This window comes from Mycobacterium zoologicum, assembly GCF_020181635.2.
In the GTDB taxonomy this organism is placed as follows: domain Bacteria; phylum Actinomycetota; class Actinomycetes; order Mycobacteriales; family Mycobacteriaceae; genus Mycobacterium; species Mycobacterium zoologicum.
On sequence record NZ_JAYJJS010000010.1, the window covers coordinates 67184 to 91661 of the forward strand.

Below are 24478 nucleotides of genomic sequence, written 5' to 3' on the forward strand. Positions count from 1 at the left end.
GCGCCTGGCATCTGAGACGAAAGAGAGAACGATGCTCCTCGAGTTCTGGCAGAACTTCACGCACAACCTGTTCAAGCCATTGCTGTTGTTCTTCTACTTCGGGTTCCTGCTCGCGCTGCTGAAGGTTCCGTTCGACTTCCCCAACGCGGTCTACCAGGGCCTGACGATGTATCTGCTGCTGGCCATCGGCTGGCGCGGCGGCGAGGAGCTCGCGACCATCGAGGTCTCCGAACTCGGCGGCATCCTCGGGTTCATGATCACCGGGTTCGTGTTGAACTTCGGGATCGGCATCCTGGCCTACTACCTGCTGAAACACCTGACCAGGTTGCGTGAGGTAGACCGGGCGACGGTCGCCGGCTACTACGGCTCGGACTCCGCGGGGACTTTCGCCACCTGCCTGGGTGTGCTGGCCGCCATCGACATGGCCTTCGACGCCTATATGCCGGTGATGCTGGCCATCATGGAGATTCCCGGCTGCCTGGTGGCGCTGTTCCTGGTCGCCCGGTTGCGGCACCGCGGCATGGACGCCGCCGGCAACCTGCCCGGCGAGCCCGACTACGCCGCCGTGGCCGCCGGGAGTGCGACTGCGGCGGGCGCGGCGGCCCCCGGTGACCCCACCGGTGGGATGCAGATCGGAGCGGCCCGCGAACCCGCTGCCGAGTCCGGCGCCGCGAAGGGTCGCCTGCTGAGCCCGGAGCTGGTGCGGGAGGTCTTCCTCAACCCGGGAATCTGCCTGCTGCTCGGCGGCATCGCGATCGGCTTCATCAGCGGCCTGCAGGGCAGCAAGGTCACCGGAGTCGACGACCCGGTCTTCGTCACGGCCTTCCAGGGCGCCCTGTGCCTGTTCCTGCTCGAGATGGGCCTGACCGCGGCCCGCAAACTCAGGGATCTGCAGACCGCCGGCCGCGGCTTCATCCTCTACGGCTTGTTGGCTCCCAACCTCTTTGCCACGATCGGGATCTTGGTCGCCCACGGTTATTCCGCGCTCACCGGAGTCCACTTCGAGCCGGGCACCTATGTCCTGTTCGCCGTGTTGTGCGCTGCGGCGTCGTACATCGCGGTGCCCGCCATCCAGCGGCTGGCGATTCCCGAGGCCAGCCCCAGCCTGCCGTTGGCGGCATCGCTGGGTCTGACGTTCGCCTACAACGTCACCGTCGGAATCCCCCTCTACATCGAGATCGCCCGTCTGGTCACGGAGGTGTAAACGATGAACGGCATACGAAGCGTGTTGTCAGTACTGGGCGTCGCCGCCCTCATCGGGGGTGCTGCGCCGGCGTACGCGGAGCCTGATGTCGGCGACGACGGCGGCAACGCCGACGCCATCTTCCTGGCCGGCTTGAGATCTGCGGGGCTCGCCTTCGCCGGTAACGACCAGGCCATCGTGGCCGGCCATGCCGTGTGCAGCATGGCCAACAACGGCGAGACGGGATTGCAGGTCGTCAAACAACTCACGGCCGACAACCCCGGGCTGACCATGGACGGCGCCGCGCAGTTCGCGGCGGTCGCCGCCCACGCCTACTGCCCGCACCACTTACAGAAGTAGCCGCCTCCGCTACGGCTTTGTCAGCTCTGCGTAGCGGGCGATGTGAAAGTCGGTGGTACCGAACTCGTACTGAATCGCGGTGAGCCGCTTGAAGTAGTGGCCGATCGCCAGTTCTTCGGTCATCCCCATACCACCGTGCAGCTGGACCGACTGCTGGCCGATCATCCGGGCCGCCCGGCCGATGGTGGCCTTGGCCGCCGAAACGGCACGGGCCCGGGTGGCCTGGTCGGCGTCGAGGTTGAGCACCGCGAGGTACACCGCGGCCACGGACTGCTCCACCTCCATGTACATGTCCACCATCCGGTGCTGCAGTACTTGGAAGCTGCCGATCGGCTGGCCGAACTGCTGGCGTTGCTTGCAGTATTCGACGGTGTCGGCCAATACCTTTCGCATGCCGCCGACCGCCTCGGCGCAGATCGCCGCCGCACCCTCGTCGCGGGCCCGGGCGAGCGACGGCCAGGCTCCGCCCGGTTCGCCGAGCAGTGCGGTGCCCGCAAGACGTACCCCGTCGAAGGCGATGTCGGCCGCGCTTCGGTCGTCGATGGTGCGGTACGGGTGGGTCTGGATGCCGGGCGCGTCACTGTCGACGAGGAACAGCGAGAGCCCGTCGGTGCCCTCGATGCGCGCGGTGATGAGCAGATGCGTGGCCAGCGGTGCGCCCAGCACCATGATCTTTCCGCCCGACAGCACCCAGCCGTCACCGTCCGGGCGCGACAGCGTCGTCGCGTCCTGCCAGCGTTCACCGGACTCAGCTTCGGTGGCGGCCAGCGCCACGACGGCAGTCCCGGCGATCAACTGCTCCAGCACACCGTTCGCGGTCGGGCCACCGGCGCGGTGCAGCAGCCCACCTGCGACCACCACGGCGTCGACGTAGGGTTCGATCACCAGGGCATGGCCCAGCGCCTCGGCGATGATCATTAGTTCGGTTGCGCCGCCGCCGATCCCGCCGACCTCTTCGGGAAGGGTGGCGCCCAGGATGCCCAACTCGGAGGCCAGGGCGTGCCAGATCTCCGGCTGCCAACCGGCGCCGGTCTTGGCGGCCGCTCGGCTGGCCTCGAGGTCGTAGCGTGAGCCGAGAAACCGGGTGATCCCGTCACGCAGCAGTTGCTGCTCGTCGGTGAGGTTGAAGTCCATCTAGAGCCCCAATGTCGCTTTGGCGAGAATGTTCCGCTGAATCTCGTTGCTGCCCGCGTAGATCGAGCCGGCCCGGTCGTTGAAGTAGCGCAGCGGGGCGACGGCCTGCCACGGCTCGCCGGACCGGTAACCGTCGGCCGGTGGCAGATAGTCGGCGATCGGTCCACCGGGGGCGGTGACGTGCGGCTGATAGATCCGCCCGCGCGGCCCGGCAGCCTCCAGCGCCAGTTCGGTGAGCTCCTGGCTGAGCTCGGTTCCGAGGATCTTCAGCATCGACGACGCCGCTCCGGGGTTGCGGCCCTCGGCCACCGCGGTGAGCACCCGGTACTCCAGGATCTCCAGCACCTCGGCACGAATGCGCGTGTCGGCCAGCTTGCGCATGAACGCACCGTCGTCGGCCAGCGACCCGCCCTCCGGACCGGGCTGCCCGGCGGCCGCGGTGGCGATCTCCTCGGCCATCACCTGCAGGCCCGGCGCCACGGCGCCGCCGCCACGTTCGAACTCGAGCAGGTACTTCGCGACGGTCCAGCCGTCGTCGATCTCCCCAATGACGTTGGATCGGGGCACCCGCACGTCGTCGAAGAACACCTGATTCTGGATCTGCTCACCGGAGGTCATCACCAGCGGCCGGATCTCGATACCCGGTGAGTCCATCTCGATCAGCACGAACGTGATGCCCTGCTGCTTCTTGCCCGACCGCGAAGTGCGCACCAGCGCGAACATCCAATTCGCCTCGGCGGCATGGGTGGTCCAGATCTTGCTGCCGGTACAGACCAGGTCGTCGCCGTCGAGGGTGGCGACCATCGACAACGCCGCCAGGTCTGAGCCGGCTTCGGGTTCGGAATAGCCCTGGCAGAAGAACACCTCACCGGTGAGGATGCGGGGCAGGAAGTAGTCCTTCTGCGCCTGGGTGCCGTAGCGGACGATCGCGTGTGCGACCATCCGAATTCCCATCGGAGACAACGACGGAGCGCCGGCCAGCATGGTCTCGCGACTGAAGATGTAGTGCTGGGTGAGGCTCCAGTCGCAGCCGCCGTGCTCGACCGGCCAGCCCGGGGCCGCCCAACCGCGCTCATGCAGGATCGCCTGCCAGGCCATGCTGGCCTCGTGGTCGGCGTACACACTGGTCATCAGCTGCCCGGCGCGGCGCAGCTCCGGCGTCAGTTTCTCGGCGAGGAACGTCCGGACCTCGTCTTGGAATGCACGGTCAGCCTGCGACCAGCCCAGATCCATATCTCTCCTTGCGGTGACGGGGCAACGGCACGCTAGCTGTTGGCGCGAGTGTAACGTCCGGGCATGGCACCCGATCAGCCCGCGTTCACCCAGATCGACTACTCGGTCACCGACGCCATCGCCACCATCACCCTGCAGCGCCCCGACCGGCTCAACGCCTTCACTCAGGTCATGGCCGGTGAACTCGTCGCGGCGTGCGACCTGGCCGATGATGACGACGCCGTCCGCGCGGTGGTGGTCACCGGCAGCGGGCGGGCGTTCTGCGCCGGCGCCGATCTGGACCCGAAGGCCGTCGAGTTCAGCCAGGCACCCGATGCGGAACTGCTGTTCGACGACGGCGTGCCCCGCGACACCGGCGGCGTGGTCGCGCTGCGGTTCGCCGCGATGCTCAAACCGGTGATCGCCGCGATCAACGGTCCCGCGGTCGGGATCGGCGCCACCATGACCCTGCCCATGGACATCCGGATCGCTTCGGACACCGCACGTTTCGGGTTCGTGTTCGTTCGGCGCAGCCTGGTGCCCGAGGCCGCATCGAGCTGGTTCCTGCCTCGGGTGGTCGGCATGTCCAAGGCCATGGAGTGGGTGGTCACCGGCCGGGTCTTCGATGCCACCGAGGCCCATGCGGCCGGTCTGGTCTCCGAGGTGATCGCCGACGGCGGCGTGCTCGAGGCGGCCTATCGCCTCGCCGGTGAGATCGCCGAGAACGGTTCGCCGGTGGCCGTGGCGGCGGCCAAGCAGATGTTGTGGGCCATGTCGGGGGCCGACAATCCCTGGGCCGCACACGAATTGGACTCTCGGGTGTTGCAGGAACTGTTCGCATCGGCCGACTTCGCCGAAGGCGTCGCGGCGTTTCTGCAACGCCGCAAACCGCAGTTCGGGCTGCGGCCACGCCACGACCTGCCGGCCGCGATCACCCGGTGGCCGGGCCGCTGACGGCTCCCGGCACGAGCTCGGCAAGTGCCGCCAGCTGGTCGCAGTAGTGCTCCGCCGAGCGTGCCGAGATCACGCAGTTCAGATCCGTCGCCCCGGCGTCGGCCAACCTGGCGACGCAGTCCGTGGCGTGCGCAGCCGCACCGGTCGGGTCCAGTGGCGGTGTCGCCAGGGCTACCGCGAAACCGTCCGGAGTATCCACAGCAGCAAGCATTCTCGTGATCTCGGCCGCGGTCAGCCCGAACGGCGTCCACCCGTCCCCCAGCGTGACGGCGCGCCGCAGTGAGCGCATGGTTCGGCCGCCCACCCAGATCGGCACCCGGGTCTGGATGGCACACGGCTGGACCACCATGTCGTCGTAGCGGTAGTGCGGACCGTCGTAGACCGGCCGGGTCTGCGACAGGGACGCCCGAAGTGCCCTGATCGCGTCATCGGCGCGGACGCCACGGTCGTCCCATTCGGCGCCGAGCAGGTCGAACTCCTCGCGCAGCGACCCGACTCCCACGCCCAGGATCACCCGGCCGGCGCTGAGCCGATCGAGTGTCCCGTACCGCTTGGCGATCTCCAGGGGATGGTGATAGCCCAGCACCAGAACCGAGGTCAGCAATCTGATCCGGGTGGTCCGCGCGGCGAGAAATGCCAGGGTGGCCAACGGATCCCAGTAGGTCGCTCCCCGGGTTTCGGCGGCTGCGGCGGGCACCGCCACGTGTTCGGAACAGGTGAGGTAGCCGAACCCCAGCTCGTCGGCTGCCGTGCCGATCCGCGCAACGTCGTCGATACCCGCGTCCGCCTCCCAGGCCGAGGCGGTGCCGGGAACCTGGATGACCACGGGCGTGGACAGTCCGAGTCGCATCAGTTGATCCCATCCCCTCAGACAGCCGAAATGGATCCTAGTTTTGCAGGTCGGTGACGCGCCCGTCCTCGACCCGCCAGGACCGGTCCAACCGGACGTTGGCCAGCATCCGGCGGTCGTGAGTCACCAGCAGGAGCGCGCCATCGTAGCTCTCCAACGCCTGCTCGAGCTGCTCGATGGCGGGCAGATCGAGGTGGTTGGTGGGCTCGTCGAGCACCAGCACGTTGGTCCCGCGAGCCTGCAGCAGCGCCAGCCCGGCGCGGGTGCGCTCCCCGGGTGAGAGCTCATCCACGGTGCGCTCGACATGGTCGGCCGTCAGCCCGAACTTCGCCAGCAGGGTCCGCACGTCAGCGGTCGTCCAGTCCGGCACCCGCTGCTCGAAGCGGTCCACCAGACGCGCATCCCCGGTGAAATCGGCTCGCGCCTGGTCGATCTCACCGATCGCCACGTTGGCGCCCAGGCTCGCGCGGCCCGTATCGGGTTCCCGGCGGCCGAGAAGCAGCCGCAGCAATGTGGATTTTCCGGCGCCGTTGGGGCCGACGATCCCGATCCGCTCGCCGGCGTCGACCTGTAGGGAAACCGGGCCGAGAGTGAAATCCCCCTGTCGGACAACAGCATTGTCGAGTGTGGCGACCACCGTGCTCGACCGCGGCGCGGCGCCGATGGTGAACTGCAGCGTCCATTCTTTGCGGGGTTCGGCCACCTCTTCCAGCCGGGCGATCCGGCTCTCCATCTGCCGGACCTTCTGCGCCTGCTTCTCGCTGGACTCGGTGGCGGCGCGGCGTCGGATCTTGTCGTTATCGGGGGCTTTGCGGATGGCGTTGCGAACGCCCTGGCTCGACCACTCCCGCTGGACGCGGGCGCGGGCGACCAGATCGGCCTTGCGCTCGGCGAACTCGTCGTACTGTTCGCGGCGGTGCCGACGGTTGATCTCGCGTTCCTCCAGGTAGCTCTCGTATCCGCCGCCGTAGACGGTGTTGGTGTTCTGGGCCAGATCGAGCTCCAGCACGCGAGTGACACTGCGGGCCAAGAACTCCCGATCATGGCTGACCAGCACCACACCGCCGCGCAGATCGCGGACGAACTGCTCGAGCCGGTCCAGTCCGTCCAGATCCAGGTCGTTGGTCGGCTCGTCGAGCAGCGCGATGTCGAACCGGGACAGCATCAGCGCAGCCAGGCCCACCCGCGCCGCCTGCCCGCCCGACAGTCCGGTCATCAGAGTGGAATCCGGTTGCACGGCCTCGCCGTCCAGGCCCAGATCGGCCAGCACCGCGGGCAGTCGCTCATCGAGGTCGGCGGCACCGGTGGCCAGCCAGTGATCCAGCGCCCGCGAGTAGTCCTCCGCCGGATCGGTGCCGGCGGGTGCGGTGTCCGGATCGGCCAGGGCGGCCGCGGCGGCGTCCATCGCCTGGGCCGCCTGGGCGCACCCGGTCCGCCGCGCGATGTAGGCGGCGACGGTCTCGCCCGCCACCCGCTCATGCTCCTGGGGCAGCCAGCCTACGAACGCATCGGCCGGCGCGGCGTTGATCGATCCGGCCAGCGGCGCCAGATCCCCGGCCAGGATCCGCAGCAGCGTGCTCTTACCAGCACCGTTGGCGCCGACCACGCCGACCACGTCGCCCGGCGCCACGGTCAGGTCCAGCCCCTCGAACAGGGTGCGGTGGGCGAAGCCGCCGGCCACAGCCTTGGCGACAAGCGTTGCGGTCATGCCTACATGGTCGCAGCACTGCTCAACGGTTGCGGTTCCACTCCAGCCAACCGACCCCGGTCCGTCCGTCGGCCATCGTGACCGCCGCCCAGGCCCTGGGGAACTGGCTGACCCGACCGTCGAGTGACTCCAGTCGCACCGGCGCGTGGGCGATGATCTCCGCGGTGGCGACCAGACCGGTGGGCTGCAAGCGCAGTACCGTAGAGACCGGCAGGTCGTCGGGGCCGAACTGCGCCTCGGCCTGCACCGATTGCAGTTCGATGAACCCGGCGTCGTCCTGCACGTAACCGATGCCCACCGGCGGCATGCCCGGAATCCGGACATCGACGCCGTGCAGGTGGGTGCCGTCGTCGAGATGTAGGGCGTTCCACACCCAGTCCATCGCCCACCAATCCCGCACCCCCCAGGAATGATCACGTTGACCCGGAACCGCGGATACCTCGTGGGTTACGCCGTCGACGGTGACCGAACCGGTGACGGTGCAGGGGATTTCGAAGCGTGGGGTGATCCGGTACTGATACGGCCGCCCCGCGGTGGTCCACTCGAGCTCCATATTCAGCGGCACCGGTCGACCGGTCTCGTTGCGTAGCAGCGCCGCCGGATCGTCGAAGGCCTGGGCGGTGCCGCTGACCGCCACCCGGTAGCACCGCAGCGGTTCGATGACCTGCTGGGTCATGGTGATGCCGGCGGTGCTGATCGAGAACGGCTCGGCCGGCAGGTCGGCACGGAAGTCGTTGAGCGCCACGGTGGGCATGCCGGGCCCGCACAGCAGGGCGTTGATCCAGGCGTGATTCTCGTTGGGGTACAGCCCCAGCCGGATCCAGCCACCGATCGACCCGGCCGGGTCGACGAAGTCGAAGTACCAACTCTCGTTCCACAGCGGCTCGGCTGCCGGCGGATGCGGGTACTCATCGGAGTCGTTGGGCGCCAGGGGCTCCGGGACGGCCGGGGCGGGCAGGATCGCCAGCGCATCGGTGTCGAGAACCTGGGCGCAGTGCCGCGACAGCATGGTCATGAACATGTCGTCGCCGCGTTCGGTCTGCCCGACCAGCATGGACGAGACCACGGCCATCATCACCCCGAAGAAGCTCTGCCGGCGCACCCCCTCCCGGACGTCGACGGCGGTGACGTCGGCATCGGGTCCGCGGCCGGCCAGATACGCCTGGACCAGGTCGTCGAAGCGGGCCCGGCGGATCTCGACCGGCAGCGCGCAGCCCAGGAAGTAGGCGAGATCGACGAACGCCGGCGCCCAGGTCACGGTCTGCCAGTCCACCACCGTCAGGGCGCGTGGCGAGCCGGGTTCGCCCAGGAGCATGTTGTCCAGCCGATAGTCGCCGTGCACCAGTCCTTTCGGCTGCTGGTCCTCGGCGGCCTGGTAGCCGTCGAAGCCGGCCACCAGCCGGTCGCAGACCGTGCGTTGCTCATCGGTGATCCGGGCCGCATAGCGGTCCAGGAATCCCGCGTAGAGGGTCTGCAGCAGCGCCTGGTTGATCGGTGCCGCGCGGTTGAGCCACGCCACCTCAGCCAGGTCCGCCTCGTCGCGCAGCGAGGAGTGCATGCGGCCCAGTTCGGAGACCGCCAGCAATGCCTGCTCGACGGCGGCGCCGGCAATGTCGTCGCCGGGGACGGCCGGCGCCGCATCCTGCAGGACCAGGTCGAAGATCCCGGTGTCGGTGTCGATGGCGGCGTGATAGCAGTGCGGGATCGGACCTGACAGCCGCGGCGCGATGTCGGTGTAGAACCTCACCTCACGCTCGTAGAGCCCGAGCATCAGCCCGGTCTGCCGGCTGGTCGGTTCACCGGCCGCGACCTTGAGCACCAGCGAGGCCGGCCCGGCGGATCCTTGCGCGTAGGCCGGCGTGACCCGATAACACTCGCTCATCTGTCCGGTGCCGATCCGTTCGGTCCGGAATCCGGTTACGCTCGGGCCGCCGAGCACGCGGGTCAGCCATTCCGCGCTGAGATCCGCCGGCGATGCGAGCGGTTCTGATTCGGTGTGAGGGTGCACTGGCCCAACGTAGGACGGCGGTGGCGGGTCTGTCATCGGATCCGGCGATCCCCGAGATCCCACTGGCCGAAATCGGCTGCCAACACATCATCTACGTCGACGTGCACGTCGTCGATCATGAAGCCCGGGTCGGTGGCGGTGACGATCTCGCGCTGAAACAGCACGGCCGCTGGCTCCCGTTGACCGCCCGACCACGCCCTGGTCTGCCAGGCCCAGCGGTGACCCGCGCTGGTCGAATGCCCCACCACGTTGTCGCCGATCGCCCAGCCGAGCTGGCGCACGCCACCGTAGATTCCGGTTCGCGGCACGCCGAGCACGGAGTTGATCCCGCGAAACCACGCGGACGCCAGGTTCTTCCACGCCGACGAATCGATGTCCTCGTCGACGCTGAAGAAGATCGGGGCGGTGTCGGGGCCCCCGGCCGCGTTGTGCAGCCGCAGGGCGGTGCGGGCGTCGGCCACCCCGCCGTCGTAGCCGCGGGTGAAGTCCGACGGCGAATTCACCCACCCGGGTTTGCCGTACTGGTAGCAGCTGACCACGTGGAGGCCAGCCGCGCGCAGCCCATCGGTGTAATCCCGTGTGACGGGCTTGAAGTCGAAGTCGGCACCCGGGCGCAGTTCGGAGACATAGACCAACGCCCCGTCGAAGCCCGCCGCGCGGATCGCTTCAGGTTGCACCAGTCGGTGAGCGAAGTCGATGAGCCGCAGTCCTTCTGCCGCGGCCGGCGGCGCACCGGCGGTGGCTCCGAAGACGCCTGGGACCGCGAGCGCGGGAACCGCCAGTGCGCCATAGCGCAGGATGTCGCGCCGGGAAACCGTCATCGGCAAAGACTAAGAGCTCTACTGCTGGCCGATCACCGATTCGCCGAACTGCTCGATGGCCTCGATGGCGTGCGCCAGGCTGTCTCCCGGCAAAGCCACCTGCGTCCAGGTCACGCCGGCATCGGCCAGCCGGCCCAGGCCGTCCAAGTAGGCGTCCGGCTTGAAGTCGTCGTACCCGACGCGGCCACCGACCAGATTGGAGAAACAGATGTCGATGCCCGCGAAGTCCCGGCCCGCTTCCTCGCAGCGCCGCTTCAAGTCCTCGACACCGGCGGCCAACGCTTCGACCGTGTCCATGGCGGCGGTGCGCGCCGTTCCGGCCAGGGCCGCCGGAGCCGCGAACGGCGCCCACCCATCACCATGGGCGGCGACCCGCCTGCGGGCCTTACCGGTGTTCCCACCGATCCAGATAGGCGGATGCGGGAGGCTGACCGGGCGTGGATGGGCAGTGATTCCCCGGGCGTGGAAATTGCTGCCTTCGAACGAGACGTCGTCGCCGGTCCAGATCGCCCGGATGACCTCCAGGCTCTCCTCGACCAGCCCGGTACGTTCGTCGAAATCCACTCCCAAAGCGGCGAATTCACCCTTGAGATAGCCGACGCCGACGGCCAGGGTGAAGCGTCCCCCGGAGAGCAGGTCCAGTGTCGCTCCCGCTTTGGCGACCACGAAGGGATTGCGGTAGGGCAGCACCACGACGTTCGGGATGAACCGCAGGATGCGGGTGTGCGCGGCAGCGAATCCCATTGCCACGAACGGGTCCAGGCTGTCGTGGCCCCCGGCGTCGAGCCAGCGTTGGGTGGGCGCCGGGTGATCGGTGAAGCCCATGGCGTCGAATCCGGCGGCCTCGGCGGCTCGTGCCACGGCGGCGACCCCGTGCGGTGACGCCAGTTCCGGGTCGCAGGGGTGAGTGATGATCGGGTAGGTGAACGCGAATCGCATGCCTATTCCTTTCGCGGCGGCCCGAGTAGGTAGTCGCCGCTGTCGGGATGGTGGTACCAGCCGCCGGCGGCGTGGGTGCCCCCGTCGACGTGCAGCGCCTGCCCGGTGACGTAGGAACTCATGTCACTGGCGAGAAATACTGCGGCCCCGGCCATCTCGTCGACGTGGCCGGGGCGGCCCATCGGGATCATGTGGCCCGCGCCGGCCAGCATCTCGGGCGAGCCGACCCGCTCGATGCCTTCGGTCAGGGTGAGGTCGGGCGCCAGGCAGTTGACCCGGATGCCGTGCGGCGCCAGCTCCAGCGCGGCGGTCTTGGTGTAGTTGATGACGCCCGCCTTGGCCGCCGCATAGGCGGCGTAACCCGGCGCGGCACGGGTGCCCTCGATGCTGCTGACGTTGATGACGCTGCCGGGCTCGCCCCGCTGCACCAGGGCCCGCGCCACCCGTTGCGTACACAGCAGCACCTGGGTCAGGTTGGAGCGGATCAAGGCGTCCCAGCCGTTCGGCGTGGTGTCCAGAAGCGCCGAGGCGAACGTCCCGCCGGCGTTGTTGACCAGAACCGTCGGCAGCCCCACCGCCGCGATGGTCTCGGCCAGCGCGGCATCGACCTGGTCGGGGTCGCGGACGTCGATCGGACAGGCCAGGCCCCCGACCGCGGCAGCGGCCTGCTCCGCGGTTTGCGGGTCGCGTTCCCAGATCGCCACCCGGGCACCGAATTCCGCGAAGGTCTCGGCGATGCCGCGCCCGATGCCCGCGCCACCCCCGGTGATCACGGCCACCCGGCCCTCCAACGACGACGCGTCCTTGCGCAGCACCATCGGCGGTCTCCTGAGGGTTGGGTTGTCAGCCGGTCACAGGCTGATGTAGACCGACTTGGTGTTGAAGTAGGCCTCCAGGCCCTTGCGCCCGCGTTCGCCGCCCCAACCCGACTGCTTGTGCCCGCAGATCGGCATGGACGGGTCGGCGGCCAGCGCGGAGTTCACCCAGATCTGGCCTCCGCGAAGCGCGTTGGCGACCCGGTGGGCGCGACTGAGGTTCTCGGTCCAGATGGCGCCGGCCAGACCGTATTCGGTGTTGTTGGCGGCGGCGATCGCCTCGCCCTCGGAGTCGAACGGGATCACCGATCCGACCGGGCCGAAGATCTCCTCGCGGATCAGCCGCATGTCCGGGGTGGTGTTGGTGATGATCGTCGCCTCGTAGAAGTAGCCACGGCGGTCCATCGGTTTGCCCCCGGTGATGACCTGCGCCCCGGCGGCCACGCCGTCGTCGACGATGCCCGCCACCCGCTGCCGCTGCTTGTCACTGATCAGCGGGCCCAGAACCGAATTCGGGTCGTCACTGCCACCCATCGGCAGCATCTGGGCGAAGTTGGCCAGGCCCTCGACCACCTGCTCGTAGATTCCGCGCTGGACATAGATCCGTGAGGTGCACGAGCAGTTCTGGCCCGAGCCGGCCAGCAGGCCCATGCCGGCCATCATGATCGCCTTGTCCAGGTTGGCGTCGTCGAACATGATCAGCGGCGACTTGCCGCCGAGCTCCAGCGTGAGGCGCTTGAGGTTTCCGGCGGCCGCCTTGACGATCAGCCGTCCCACTTCGGTCGATCCGGTGAACGAGATCTTGTCGACGTCCGGGTGCGCCGTCAGCGCGGCCCCGGTGGTCTCGCCGTAGCCGGTGACGACGTTGAGGACTCCGTCGGGCAGGCCGGCCTCTCGGAAGATCTCCTCCAGTTTCAGCGCGGTCAGCGGGGTTTCCTCGGCGGGCTTGAGCACGCAGCTGCAGCCGGCGGCCAGCGCCGGGGCCACCTTGAGCATGGCGACGAAAAACGGTCCATTCCAAGGGATGATCAATCCGACGACGCCGACCGGCTCGAGCTGGGTGAAGGTGTGGTACTCCTCGAAATGCCCGAGCAGGCCGTCGGAGACCAGGTTGGCAGACTCGCCGTGGATCTTGCCGACCCAGCCGGCGTAGTAGGTCAGCATCTCCTGGGAGACCTTGATGATCTGACTGGCGCCCATGGCGGTCATCCCGTTGTCGCGGGATTCGATCTCGGCGAGTTCGGGCGTGCGCTCTTTGATGATCTCGGCTGCGCGGAACAGGATCTCGGCGCGCCGGGCCGCGGGCAGTTTGCGCCACACTCCCGATTCGAAGCTCTCCCGGGCGCGCGCCACCGCCGCGTCCACGGCCGCCTGATCCGCGTCGGGGACCTCGGCGATCTGTTCCTCGGTCGACGGGTTGTAGACGGGGATGATGGTGGTCACTGGTCTGCTGCCTTTCGTGGTGGCGTTCCGCCGGTCGGACGGATGAGGACTTCCTGCGCGGTACTGGCCACGTGACGGCCCGCCGAGTCGACGATGCTGCCCCGGACCAGGGCTCGATGACCGCCGACGGCGACGGTCTGCTGGGTGTAGGCGTGCCATCGATCGAAGCGCACCGGGCGGTGCAACCAGACGGCGTGATCCAGGGTGAGGCCGGTGTGCGTTCCGTAGCCGACGCACTGCGGGTGGGACCGAAGCGCCATGTCCACCAACAGGTAATCGGTGGCGTAGGCGAGCAGCACGGCGTCGGTCACCGGCCCGCCGTCGATGCTGCGCGGCAGCCGCATCCAGTGGGTGCGCTCCCCCGGTCCCCGCCCGCCTCCCAGGAAGATCGGCGGCTCGGCGATCCGCAGCTCCAACGGGGGTGGGGTGTCGATCCAGGTCATGCCCCGCTCTGCCAGCCCGGGCGGGGCCTGGCGCACCCAGTGCTGCAGCAGCGGATGCGACTCCGGCGCGTCGTTGAATTCGGTCGTGGCCAGGTGGTTCTCGGGGCCGTCCTCGGGATTGCTGTCGAAGGACACCGTGGCCGTCAGCAGCGTGTGTCCGGCCTGGCGCACCTCGACGTGGCGGATCGACATGGATCGTCCGTCGCGGGTGCGGTCGACGACGATGTCCAGCGGCGTGTCGCAATCCCCGGCCCGCAGGAACGCGGCGTGGATCGAATGCGGGCTGGGCCCGTCGACGGTGGCCGCCGCCGCGGCCATCGCCTGGGCCACGAGCTGGCCGCCGAAGATCCGGCCGAAGCGGCCGGCCTCGTTGTCGGCCCGGAACCGGTCGGCGCCGGTGGGTTGCGGCGTCAGCACCTGCTGCAGCCGGTCGAGTGCGCCCAGCGTCGCGGCCTCCAGCGGAGTGCCGGTATCGCGCAGCGGGCCGGTGAAGTCCGAGGCGCCGGCTACGACTTGACGGGCGGACATGAACCTCCTCGGCTGACCACCGGGGAGCCGGCAGCGTGACCCATTTAAGTCAATCGTTTGACTTAGGTCAAGGGTGCGGGCGACCGATCACTGAGTGCCGTCGGGCCCCGGCGTCTCCGTCGAGAACAGCCGCACCACGGCGATGACCACCACCAGGCCCATCATGAACCAGGTCATCTCGACGCAGGTCTCATAGACGTCCTTCAGCGCGACGGCCCTGCCCGCGATGGTCGTGGTGGCGGCATCGTCGACCAGCAGCAGCCCGAGGTTCACCTGGAGGCCCAGGCCGAACCAGACGACGGCCGGCATCAACAGCGCCGATCGGGTGGACGCGGTGGGTTCGCGTCGCCACCGCCGCTCGATCAACGCGAACGTCTGGAACAGCACCCACCCCGTGATCAGCCAGCCGACGTAGTTGCTCAGCGGCACACCCAACACCCCACTCGGTGACCGGTAGGAGAACACCTGCCGCACATAGGCCCCGAACGGGTCGATCACCAGGTCGTAGCCGCCGGCGATCAGGGTGGCGACCACCGGCGTCCCCAGCACGGCCAGGCGCCGGCTCCGGCACTCGCCCACGATCACCCGCGCCAGAATCCACGCCACCCAGGCGATCATCACCCAGGCCGCCACCACCGGGAACGGGATGCCGAGCGCACGGGGACCTGCCATGTGATGGGTGTAGAAGCCGAATGGGAAGCCGGTCGCCACACTGCACGCCTCGAGGCCGAACCCCACCGTCACCGCGATCGCGAAGTAGGCGATGACACCGGCGGGTCGATAAAGGGTGAACGTATGAAGGACCACGAACACCAGCAGCGCCGCACCCCAGATCGCTTCGGCGTCAGCGGCTCTCGACGATCCGGCGCTCACGGCATTGCCCACCGTCGCCACCAGCCAGACCGCCAGGACGCACCAGCAGGTGATCACCAACCCGGCCCCGCGCGGAGCCGTCGGCGATGCGCTGCTCACCGGCGTCGACACCGTCGCAGCGTAGCTGTCGCCGACTTCATCACCGGACAGAACGACCATGTTTACGGAAACGAGACCGCCGATCCGCGGCGCGGGCAACCCTATTAACAACAGTCACATTGTTAACATCGGGGGCGTGTCCGATTCGCCACGAACCTCCCCCTCCCGGAACCATCTCTCCCGCCGTGACGTGCTCCGATACGCCTCGGCGGCGACGGCGATGGCCGGTCTGGGCGTGGCAGCGGCGGGGGCCGGCGCGCCCGTCGCCGCGGGCACCGGACACATGTTGATCGACTACGCCATGCGCCAGATCCCGGCCCAGGACATCCGCGCCGCCGGCTACTCCGGGGTCATCAACTACGTGTCGACGTCGCGGCCCGGGTCCAGCTTCGGCGCCAAGCCGATCACCCGGCCCTACGCCGAGTCGCTGACCGCCGCGGGCCTGGTGATCGTCAGTAATTACCAGTTCGGCAAGCCGGGCGGGACGGCCCCGTCGGACTTCACCCGCGGGTTCGCCGGCGGTGTCAGCGACGCGCACACCGCCTGGCAGCTGCACACCGCGGCCGGTGGCGCACGCAACGCACCGATCTTCTTCAGTGTCGACGACGACATCAACCGCGAGACCTGGAACAATGTTGCGCTGCAATGGTTTCGGGGAATCAATTCGGTTCTGGGCGTGCAACGCACCGGCGTCTACGGTGGCGTCAACGCTTGCCAGTGGGCTGCCGCCGACGCTGTGATCGGCAGCTCCAGCACGCCGGGACACCGGTGGGCCTGGCAGACCCGATCCTGGTCGAACGGTAAGCGCGACCCCGCGGCCGTGCTCTTCCAGCGGATCGTGAGCACCGCATCGAGCCCGGGTCCGGTGGTCGGTGGAATCGAAGTCGACGTCAACGACGTCATGGCCCATGACTGCGGGCAGTGGAACCTGCACCCCTGAGGGTGCGGTTCGGCTAGGAGCTGGTCGACAGGAACAGCGCCAAGGTGAGCATCACGACGCACGCAATGGATGTGATGACGCCCAGGTCTGTTGGCGACATGAGTCGGCTCCTGTCTGTGATGACCTCGGTTGATCCGCGGCGCCACCAAGTTAGCCGGGCGGCTCGACCGACGTCAACCGACCGCCGGCCCTCACCGGCCCCCTGGAAACATCAGGTACTGGGGCGTGGTAAATAAGGTGCTGAGGCCGCCTATCAACGCGAGAATCACCACGCCGACCATGAATAGCCCAAGGTTGAGCCGCTTTCCCGGTTCCCAGGATTTCGTCACGAAGTAAGCTGCGACGGCTGCGATTCCCCAAAGCGCGACAGACAGGAAGTACCCGTTATATAACGCGTATCCGCCGCCATACCCCAGCACGGCAAGTATCAGACTTGCAAACAGGAACAATCCAATCCCGGTCACGAGACCGAGGGCGAAAAACGCGGTGCGGCGTGCAATCGTTCTTAGACCGGCCACGACGATCAAGCTCCTCCATAGGTGCCGTGATATTGCGGGGAAAATCTTCAATTGCCGCCGCGTCGGAGACGATCGTGTGGATCTCCCGCGACTTGTTGCGCCAGCACCGCTTCACGCGCCCGCGCCGCATCCGCGAAAGCTCCCCGCGCATCGGCCATAGCGCAAAAGCTACGCCCTTCGGCGCGATCGCGTCTGCGGCAGCGACTGGTTCCCGCAGGCTGCGGCCAGTATCGTCGTCGCGGTGCGCGTGAAGCATGTGACCGCAGGGTCGAAGGAGTAACACAGCATGCCGCTGAGTCTGTCGAGCCGGGACCAGAACTCGGGCCACCTGTTCTACAACCGACGGCTGCGCGCTGCCACCACCAAGTTCTCCGTGCGGATGAAGCACGACGACCGCAAGCAGACCGCCGCGATCGTGCTGTCGGTGGTGCTGATCTTCATCGGCATGGGCTGGATGCTGCTGCTGAACGTGCTGCGCCCGGCCGGAATCGTGCGGACGTCGGCGATCGTCGGTGACCGTGACTCCGGAGCCATCTACGCGCGCATCGACGGGCGCCTGTACCCCGCGCTGAACATCACCTCGGCCCGGCTGGCGGTGGGCCACTCCGAAGTACCCACCTGGGTCAAACCCGCCGAGATCGCCAAATACCCCACCGGCCCGATGATCGGCATCCCCGGAGCCCCGGCGGCACTGGTCGCCGACACCGGCGCCCCGTCGGCGTGGGCCGTCTGCGACACCGCGGGTTCCCCGCGCCGGGCCGAGCCGCCCCTGGTGACCGCGATCGCGGGACCGCTGACCGGCGCCGGCCGTGCCGCACCGCTGGCGGCCGACGCCGCCGTGCTCACCCGCTTCCAGGGTGGTACCTACGTGATCTGGGGCGGCAAACGCTCCCAGGTGGACCCGTCCGATCGGGCGATCACCCTGAGCCTGGGCATCGACCCGGGAACCACGGTCCCGGTGGAGATGTCCCGCGCGCTCTACGACGCCCTGCCCAGCACCGAGCCGCTGCGGGTACCACTGATTCCACTGGCCGGAGCGCCGTCGCAGTGGGTGCCCGGATCGGCGGTGGGAGCGGTGCTGGAGACCCGGACCGCCGGCGGCGGCTCCCAGTTCTACGTGCTGGTGCCCGACGGGGTCCAGAAGATCACCAGCTTCGTGGCCGACCTGATCCGCAGCGCGAACTCGTTCGGTTCGGTCGCTCCCCTGGTGGTCAGCCCCGACAAGCTGGTCAACATCCCGGAAGTGGGCACGCTGCCGGTGGAGTACTACCCGAACAGCCGGCTGAGGTTCGTCGACACCGCCGCCGAACCGACGACGTGCGTGGGGTGGGAGAAGGCCGCCGGTGACCGGCAGGCCCGGATCACGCTGTACAACGGCCGCGGCCTGCCGGTCTCGCCGGGCTTGGACAACCGGATCGTCAAACTGGTGCGCGATGACCGCGGACCCACCTCGGTGGTGGCCAACCAGGTGCTGGTGCAGCCCGGGGCCACCAACTTCGTCACCTCGACCAGTGAGCTGCTCGACTCGGACTCCCGCGAGACCCTGTTCTGGGTGTCACCCAGCGGTGTCCGGTTCGGAATCGCCGCCGAGACCGAAACCCTGCAGGGCCTCGGCCTGGACCCCGGCTCGGCGCAACAGGCGCCGTGGCCGCTGCTGCGGACGTTCGCGGCCGGCCCGGAACTGTCTCGCCACGCCGCACTGCTGGCCCGCGACACCGTGGCCTCCGCCGGCGCGGTGCAGCCGGTGGTGCCGCAAAACCAATTGGCCATTCCGGGAGGGCACTGAGGCGATGTCCAAGCGCGCGTTTGTTCCCGTACGCCTTCAGGTTCCCGAGCCCAAGCCGGTGCGTGTCGCGCCCCGGGCCCCTGACGCCCTGCCCGAACGCGAGCCGCGCAACCTGTGGGTGATGATCGGCCTACCGGCGCTGCTGGTCGCGCTGATCGGCACCATCGTCATGCTCTACGTCTCCGGGGTACGCAGCCTGGGGTCGGGCATGTTCCCGATGATGGGCATGGCCGGGCTGGGCATGCTGATGTTCTCCGGCCGCTTCGGCCGCGCCCGCAAGATCAGCTGGGGCGAGCAGGAGAAGAACCGGCGCAGTTACCTGCGTTCGCTCGACGGTGAGCGCGACGAGATCCAGAAGGCGGTCTGCGCCCAGCGCCAGGCCCAGGATCAGGTGCACTCCAATCCGCAGGGCCTGGGCGCGGTCATCGGCGGGCCGCAGATGTGGGAGCGCCGCCGCTCGGACCCGGATTTCCTGGACGCCCGGGTGGGTGTCGGGGTGCAGCACGCCCCGGATTCGGTGCTGTCGGTGCAGTGGCCGGAGATCCCCATCGACGAGGAGCTGGAGCCGGTCACCGGCCAGGCGCTGCGGGACTTCATCCTCGAGCAGCGCAAGATCCGCGACATCGCCAAGGTGGTCAACCTGCGTTCGCGCCCGGGCTTCAGCTTCGTCGGCGAGGACCTCGACCAGGTTCGCTCCCTGCTGCGCTCGGTGCTGGCCGGGCTGGCGGTCTTCCACAATCCGCTCGATCTCAAGCTGATGGTGGTGACCCGCCACCCCGAGCTGTGGTCCTGGATGGTGTGGCTGCCGCACAACCAGCATGACGAACTGTTCGACGCCTGCGGATGGCGCCGGCTGGTGTTCACCAGCCCCACCGAGTTGGAGTCGACGCTCGGCGCGGACCTGCACATGAAGGGCAAGCGCGGTGCGTGGCGGCCGCCGTCGGCGCCGAGTCCCACCACCATGGGATCGGCGCTGGAGACCGGCGCCGACGGCAACGAGCTGGGGCCGCACTGGGTGATCGTCGACGACAACACCGGCAGTCCCGAGGCGTGGGAGAGCGTTGTCGGCCGCGTCGGCAAGGACGGCATCACGGTGCTGCGGGTGGCGTCCCGGCTCGGCGCGGGTGTGGGGTTCGCACGCGAGGAGATCTTCGAGGTCATCGACCAGCCCGCCCGCCACAACCACGCCGACGAACCGGCCCCCACCCACCGCCGGGACGGGCGGGCCGTCCCGGCGCAGCGGCCCATGCTGCGCGTCGGCGGCAAGTTCTTCGCCCACGCCGATCAACTTTCGGTGCCACGGGCCTACCGCTATGCGCGGGCCATGGCGCGCTGGTCGCCCACGGCCAGCGTCGATGTCGCCGACGCCGGCAGCGGCGCCCTGGAACTGTTGCGCGCGTTGGGAATCGACGACGCCCGCGAGCTGAACGTGGACCGGCTGTGGGCCGAGCGACGCAGTCGCGGCGACGAGCGGTGGGCCGAGATCCCGGTCGGCGCCAAGCCCAACGGCGAGCTGCAGAACGTGGTCCTGCGCGCAAAGGACTTCGGCGGCTTCGGCTTTCACTCGGTGGTGGTCGGCACCAGCGGTTCGGGCAAGTCGGAGTTCTTCCTTTCGCTGGTCTACGGGATCGCGCTGACCCACTCGCCGGAGACCTTCAACGTGATCTTCGTCGACATGAAGTTCGAGTCCGCGGCCCAGGACATCCTCGGCATACCGCACGTGTCGGCGGCGCTGTCCAACCTCGGCAAGGACGACCGCCACCTGGCCGAACGGATGCGGCGCGCGATCGACGGTGAGATCGCCCGGCGCTACCGGCTGTTCAACTCCGTCGGCGCCCGCGACGCGAACGACTACGAGGAGATCCGGCTGGCCGGCCGCGATCTGGAGCCGGTGCCGATCCTGCTGGTGGTGATCGACGAGTACCTGGAGCTGTTCGCCAACCACGGCAAGTGGATCGAGTTGATCATCCACATCGGCCAGGAGGGCCGCGGCGCCAACGTCTTCTTCATGCTCGGCGGCCAGCGCCTGGACCTGTCGTCGCTGCAGAAGGTCAAGTCCAACATCGCCTTCCGCGTCGCGCTGCGTGCCGAATCCGGAGACGACAGCCGGGAGGTCATCGGCTCCGATGCCGCCTATCACCTGCCGTCGAAGGAGAACGGCTTCGGGCTGCTCAAGGTCGGCCCGCGCGATCTGGACCCGTTCCGCTGCTTCTACCTGTCGGCGCCGTTCGTGGTGCCCAAGCGCAAGGTGTCCACCGGCAAGACCCTGGACATGACGCTGACCAAGCCCCGGCTCTACACCTGGCAGTTCCAGCCGCTGGACGACGCGGATGCCCAGGCGCTGCAGGATATGTCGGCGACCGACACCGAGCCCGACGAGTTCCTCCTGCACGACGACGGGTTCAAGAAGAAGAAGATCGTCGACGTCCTGCGCGAGTCGCTGATCGCCGCGGACCGCCGGGCCCCGCACCTGCCGTGGTTGCCGCCGCTGGAGATCTCCGAGCCGGTCGACGCGCTGGTCGCGCTGTACCGGGGCAAGCCGTGGGACGTCGACTACGGGCGCAACTCGGGGCTGGTGTGGCCGCTGGCCGTCAAGGACATCCCCGAGGATGCCCAGCAGTTGGTGCACTGCGTCGACGTGCTGCGCAGCAACATCATGGTGGTCGGGGCCAAGAGCCGCGGCAAGACGACGACGCTGATGACGCTGATGTGCTCGGCGGCGCTGATGTACTCCCCGGCGCGGCTGACCTTCTTCTGCGTCGGCGGCGCCACGCTGGGCTACGCCGAGAACCTGCCGCACGTGGCCGACATCGTCTCGCCGGCCGACCGTGAGGGCGTCGAGCGCACCGTGGCGACCATGGCCGCACTGGTCAGCGCCCGCCAGGACACCTTCCGGCGGGACAAGATCGACATCAACGAATTCCGGGAGCGGCGCTTCGGTTCCGGCACCGACACGCTGGCCGGCACCGATCCGGGCGATCCCTACGGCGACGTCTTCCTGGTCATCGACGACTTCTCCGACCTCTACAACACCGACACCATGTTGGGAGATCGGATCATCGCGCTCAGCGGTGTCGGGCCGGAGTACGGCGTCCACCTGATGACCAGTGCGTCGGGCTGGATTCACGGTCAGCGCCAGACGCTGCTGCAGAACTCCGACGTCCGCATCCAGCTGCGTCTGCAGAACCCGGGTGAGAACGAGATGGGCACCGCCTCGGTCGACGCCCGCGACGCCGCGAAGCGCACGGTGAACCGGCCCGGTTTCGGCCTGACCGAATCGCTGCACGAGATGCTCATCGGTGTGCCGGAACTGGCCGCCGCCGACGGCACCCGAATCGGAACGCGCGACCTCGGCGCCCGCGTGGCCGAAGTCGCCGGGGTGACCAAGCACGCCACCCTCAAGCGGCTGCCGTCCGCGGTCGCGCTGACCGACGTCATCGCCTACGACCTCGCCGAACGCCCGCCGGCCCGATCCGTGCCGTCGATCGCGTTCGCGATCGGCGAGCAGCACGATCTGCTGCCGGTGCCGCTGATCTTGTCCGAGCACCCGGGGATGATGATCCTGGGCCGCGCGCTGTGCGGTAAGAGCGCCACCCTGGCCGCCATCGGCGAATCCGTGATGGCACGGTTCGGCCGCGACGAAGCCCAGATCACCATCATCGACCCCAAGACCGGGCCGCTGCGCGACCTTCAGGGGCCCGGCTACGTCAACGCCTACGCCTACGACCAGGACGAGATCGACGAGGTGCTGACCGCACTGGCCCAGCAGGTCCTGATCCCGCGACTGCCCGCCAAGGGCCTGAGCCAGGAGGAACTGCGGGCACTGCGGCCCTGGGAGGGCCCGCGGCACTTCGTGCTGATCGACGACGTGCAGGACCTGCGCCCCGCGCAGATCCATCCGGCCAAGCCACCGGTGGGCGCGGCGCTGTGGAAGCTGATGGAACGGGGCCGCCAGATCGGGTTGCACGTGTTCACCACCCGCAACTCCTCCAACTTCGCCCAGCTGGAGATGGACCCCTGGGTCAAGACGCAGCGCACCGCCAAGTCGCCGTTCCTGTTCATGGACAACGATCCGCAGAACAAGGTCAACCGGCTGGTGCGGGCTCAGGAGCTGCCCGCCGGCCGCGGCCTGCTGGTCGACGATTCGCAGGTAGAAGGCGTGTTGGTGGGTGTCCCGACGTCGATGATGCGCGATTTCGAGCAGGATTAGCCGGTAAACGTGCAGTGAAGTGACGCGAATGCCGGTTCGGGTTTAGGATCGTCGGCGAAGCTGCCAGCGCCGTCGGCTCATCGTCTATGAGGCATCGGGAGGAACAATGCTCTCTGTAGAACCAGAAGCGGTCCTGGCGTCCGCTGGCGCGGAGTCCGCCATCAGCGCAGAGACGGCGGCGGCCGCTTCCGCGGCCAGCCCCGGGTTGCTCGGCGTGCTGCCGATGGGCAATGACCTCGACTCGATCGCCTTCCACGCGGCCCTGCTCGCCGCCGGCACGGAATACCTCGGCATCGTCGCCGAGCACTCGGCGCAGCGCGGGCTGTTCGCCGGCACGCAGGCGACCGCGGCGGGTGTCTACAGCGCCACCGAGGCGCTGCGGGCAGCCACCGCCGCCATCAGCGGCTAGCCCATGGCCGACCCGGGGTGGGCCGCCCGCACGCCCGAGGCCAACGACATGTTGATCAAGAGTGGCGCGGGCCTTCCGACCATGCTGACCAACGGCGCGGCCTGGACGGCGGTGGGCGCCGCCCACCACGCGTCCGGGATCGCCTCGGCGGTCAACACCGCGCTGACCTCGATCGGGTGGATAGGCGCCGGCTCGGGGAGTTCGGTCCTCAACGCCACCATGCTCAACGTCGCCCTGCATGGGTTGGCCGGCTGGGTGGATATGAAGGCACCGATCGTGGCGGCGGCGGTGGAGGCCTACCAGTTGGCCTACGGAACCATGCGCACCTTCCAGGAGTGCGACGAGAACCGGATCGAGAGCGCCTTCGACAACAGCATCAACTGGTCTGTTCTCGGGGCGTTGACGCCGCGGATCGCCTCGCTGGAGCTCGAGTACTTCGGCATGTTCTGGCCCAATAACTCCGCGGTGGGCGCAGCCTACGGGGCGACGCTGAACGCGCTCACCTCCAGCCTGACCGTTCCCGCTCCGGTAGCCGGGATGGGTGCCTCACCGGCGGCCCCGGCGGCGGCGGCCAGCGCCGTCGGCGAAGCATCCGCGCAGACCGCGGCCGGCGGTGCCATGCGCGCCGCCTATGAGGGCACGTCGGGGGCCACCAACGCCGCAGGCCAGGGTGCGGGCGCCGCCCAGGGCATGGGCAATCAGATGAGTTCGATGCTGGGCCCGGTCCAGCAGATCGGCTCGACGCTGATGCAGGCACCCCAGCAGTTCATGCAGATGCCGCAGCAGATGATGGGCCCGATGCAGTCGATGATGGGCATGTTCATGAACCCGAGCATGCTCGGCGGCGCGCTGAATCCGGCGGGCGCCGGTGGCGTGCCGGCGGCGGCCATGCTGACCAACGCGACGGGCGCGCCCACGGCGGGCGGGTTCGGCGGGGGTGGAGCCGGGGCGCCGGTTTCGGCGTTCACCCGGCCGGTGAGCGCATTCGAATCCGGCGGCGGCCGTCCGCAGGGGCTGCGGCCCAGTGGCGCGCTGGGGTCGGTGGAGTCCCAGCGGGTGACCACCACCAGCGCCGGCGGCATGGGCGGCATGCCCATGGCCCACGGCGCCGGCGCCGGTGGAAAAGGCCAAGGTAGCCGGCCCAACGAGCGACCGAACACCGTGCAGGTCATCGACAACCGGGCGTGACCTGGCTATTTGCTGAAAATCAGGGTGAATCGACACATCTGAAAGGAGCCCATACAC

At 68.7% G+C, this 24478-nt stretch carries 20 protein-coding genes; 8 read left to right on the top strand and 12 right to left on the bottom strand.

Going from position 1 to position 24478, the window contains the following annotated elements; genetic code table 11:
* Positions 1-31: 31 nt before the first annotated feature.
* Both K6T84_RS10530 and K6T84_RS10535 read left to right on the top strand, forming a co-directional pair.
* Entirely contained in the window at positions 32-1204 is a 1173-nt protein-coding gene (locus K6T84_RS10530; protein ID WP_225400997.1) for a sodium-dependent bicarbonate transport family permease, read from the top strand.
* Between the two features lie 12 nt (positions 1205-1216).
* On the top strand, positions 1217-1543 hold the full coding sequence (locus tag K6T84_RS10535) for a DUF732 domain-containing protein (protein ID WP_224865611.1): 327 nt from the start codon (positions 1217-1219) through the stop codon (positions 1541-1543).
* A 9-nt stretch (positions 1544-1552) separates the two neighbouring features.
* Here K6T84_RS10535 and K6T84_RS10540 read toward each other — a convergent pair whose 3' ends face one another.
* Together K6T84_RS10540 and K6T84_RS10545 are read right to left on the bottom strand one after the other, a co-directional pair.
* The gene (locus K6T84_RS10540; protein WP_225400998.1) at positions 1553-2677 is read right to left on the bottom strand and encodes an acyl-CoA dehydrogenase family protein; all 1125 of its coding nucleotides are present in this window, start codon (positions 2675-2677) and stop codon (positions 1553-1555) included.
* Positions 2678-3910: an acyl-CoA dehydrogenase family protein gene (locus tag K6T84_RS10545; protein ID WP_225400999.1), complete on the bottom strand. Its 1233-nt coding sequence runs from the start codon at positions 3908-3910 to the stop codon at positions 2678-2680.
* A 63-nt stretch (positions 3911-3973) separates the two neighbouring features.
* On the opposite strand from K6T84_RS10545, the gene K6T84_RS10550 reads away from it, so the two are divergent.
* Complete coding sequence (locus K6T84_RS10550) at positions 3974-4843, top strand: enoyl-CoA hydratase-related protein (protein WP_225401000.1); 870 nt, start codon at positions 3974-3976, stop codon at positions 4841-4843.
* On the opposite strand, the gene K6T84_RS10555 is transcribed toward K6T84_RS10550, so the two are convergent.
* The 9 genes from K6T84_RS10555 to K6T84_RS10595 form a co-directional block, all read right to left on the bottom strand.
* The gene (locus K6T84_RS10555) at positions 4821-5693 is read right to left on the bottom strand and encodes an LLM class F420-dependent oxidoreductase (RefSeq protein WP_225401001.1); all 873 of its coding nucleotides are present in this window, start codon (positions 5691-5693) and stop codon (positions 4821-4823) included. The two genes, K6T84_RS10550 and K6T84_RS10555, sit on opposite strands and share 23 nt — an antisense overlap.
* Positions 5694-5730: 37 nt before the next feature.
* Entirely contained in the window at positions 5731-7401 is a 1671-nt protein-coding gene (locus K6T84_RS10560) for an ABC-F family ATP-binding cassette domain-containing protein (RefSeq protein WP_224863879.1), read from the bottom strand.
* 22 nt (positions 7402-7423) lie between these two features.
* Positions 7424-9445, bottom strand: a complete 2022-nt coding sequence (locus tag K6T84_RS10565) for a DUF7064 domain-containing protein (RefSeq protein WP_408066089.1) — start codon at positions 9443-9445, stop codon at positions 7424-7426.
* A complete protein-coding gene (locus tag K6T84_RS10570) occupies positions 9442-10230 on the bottom strand; it encodes a DUF1906 domain-containing protein (protein ID WP_224863877.1) in 789 nt (262 codons plus the stop codon). Before K6T84_RS10570 ends, K6T84_RS10565 begins: the two co-directional genes overlap by 4 nt.
* An 18-nt stretch (positions 10231-10248) precedes the next feature.
* A complete protein-coding gene (locus K6T84_RS10575) occupies positions 10249-11169 on the bottom strand; it encodes an LLM class F420-dependent oxidoreductase (protein ID WP_224863876.1) in 921 nt (306 codons plus the stop codon).
* A gap of 2 nt (positions 11170-11171) precedes the next feature.
* Positions 11172-11987 (bottom strand): SDR family NAD(P)-dependent oxidoreductase, encoded by an 816-nt coding sequence (locus K6T84_RS10580; RefSeq protein WP_225401003.1) that lies wholly within the window; start codon positions 11985-11987, stop codon positions 11172-11174.
* A 33-nt stretch (positions 11988-12020) separates the two neighbouring features.
* Positions 12021-13427 carry an aldehyde dehydrogenase family protein gene (locus K6T84_RS10585; protein WP_225401004.1) on the bottom strand — a complete coding sequence of 469 codons (1407 nt, stop codon included), beginning with the start codon at positions 13425-13427 and terminating at the stop codon, positions 12021-12023.
* Positions 13424-14398 (bottom strand): acyl-CoA thioesterase, encoded by a 975-nt coding sequence (locus K6T84_RS10590; protein ID WP_225401005.1) that lies wholly within the window; start codon positions 14396-14398, stop codon positions 13424-13426. The genes K6T84_RS10585 and K6T84_RS10590 overlap by 4 nt, the downstream gene beginning before the upstream one ends.
* Before the next feature lie 87 nt (positions 14399-14485).
* Positions 14486-15430: a carotenoid biosynthesis protein gene (locus K6T84_RS10595; protein ID WP_225401006.1), complete on the bottom strand. Its 945-nt coding sequence runs from the start codon at positions 15428-15430 to the stop codon at positions 14486-14488.
* A 160-nt stretch (positions 15431-15590) separates the two neighbouring features.
* On the opposite strand from K6T84_RS10595, the gene K6T84_RS10600 reads away from it, so the two are divergent.
* Entirely contained in the window at positions 15591-16310 is a 720-nt protein-coding gene (locus K6T84_RS10600; RefSeq protein ID WP_224865610.1) for a DUF1906 domain-containing protein, read from the top strand.
* 191 nt (positions 16311-16501) lie between these two features.
* On the opposite strand, the gene K6T84_RS10605 is transcribed toward K6T84_RS10600, so the two are convergent.
* A complete protein-coding gene (locus K6T84_RS10605; protein WP_224863871.1) occupies positions 16502-16837 on the bottom strand; it encodes a hypothetical protein in 336 nt (111 codons plus the stop codon).
* 277 nt (positions 16838-17114) lie between these two features.
* Between K6T84_RS10605 and eccB the strand changes: the two genes are divergently transcribed.
* From eccB to K6T84_RS10625, 4 genes are all read left to right on the top strand, one after another.
* The gene (gene eccB / locus K6T84_RS10610; RefSeq protein ID WP_224863870.1) at positions 17115-18614 is read left to right on the top strand and encodes a type VII secretion protein EccB; all 1500 of its coding nucleotides are present in this window, start codon (positions 17115-17117) and stop codon (positions 18612-18614) included.
* 4 nt (positions 18615-18618) lie between these two features.
* A complete protein-coding gene (gene eccCa / locus K6T84_RS10615; protein ID WP_225401007.1) occupies positions 18619-22824 on the top strand; it encodes a type VII secretion protein EccCa in 4206 nt (1401 codons plus the stop codon).
* Between the two features lie 106 nt (positions 22825-22930).
* Positions 22931-23233: a PE domain-containing protein gene (locus K6T84_RS10620; RefSeq protein ID WP_224863868.1), complete on the top strand. Its 303-nt coding sequence runs from the start codon at positions 22931-22933 to the stop codon at positions 23231-23233.
* A 3-nt stretch (positions 23234-23236) separates the two neighbouring features.
* Positions 23237-24421 carry a PPE family protein gene (locus K6T84_RS10625; RefSeq protein WP_224863867.1) on the top strand — a complete coding sequence of 395 codons (1185 nt, stop codon included), beginning with the start codon at positions 23237-23239 and terminating at the stop codon, positions 24419-24421.
* Positions 24422-24478: the final 57 nt, after the last annotated feature.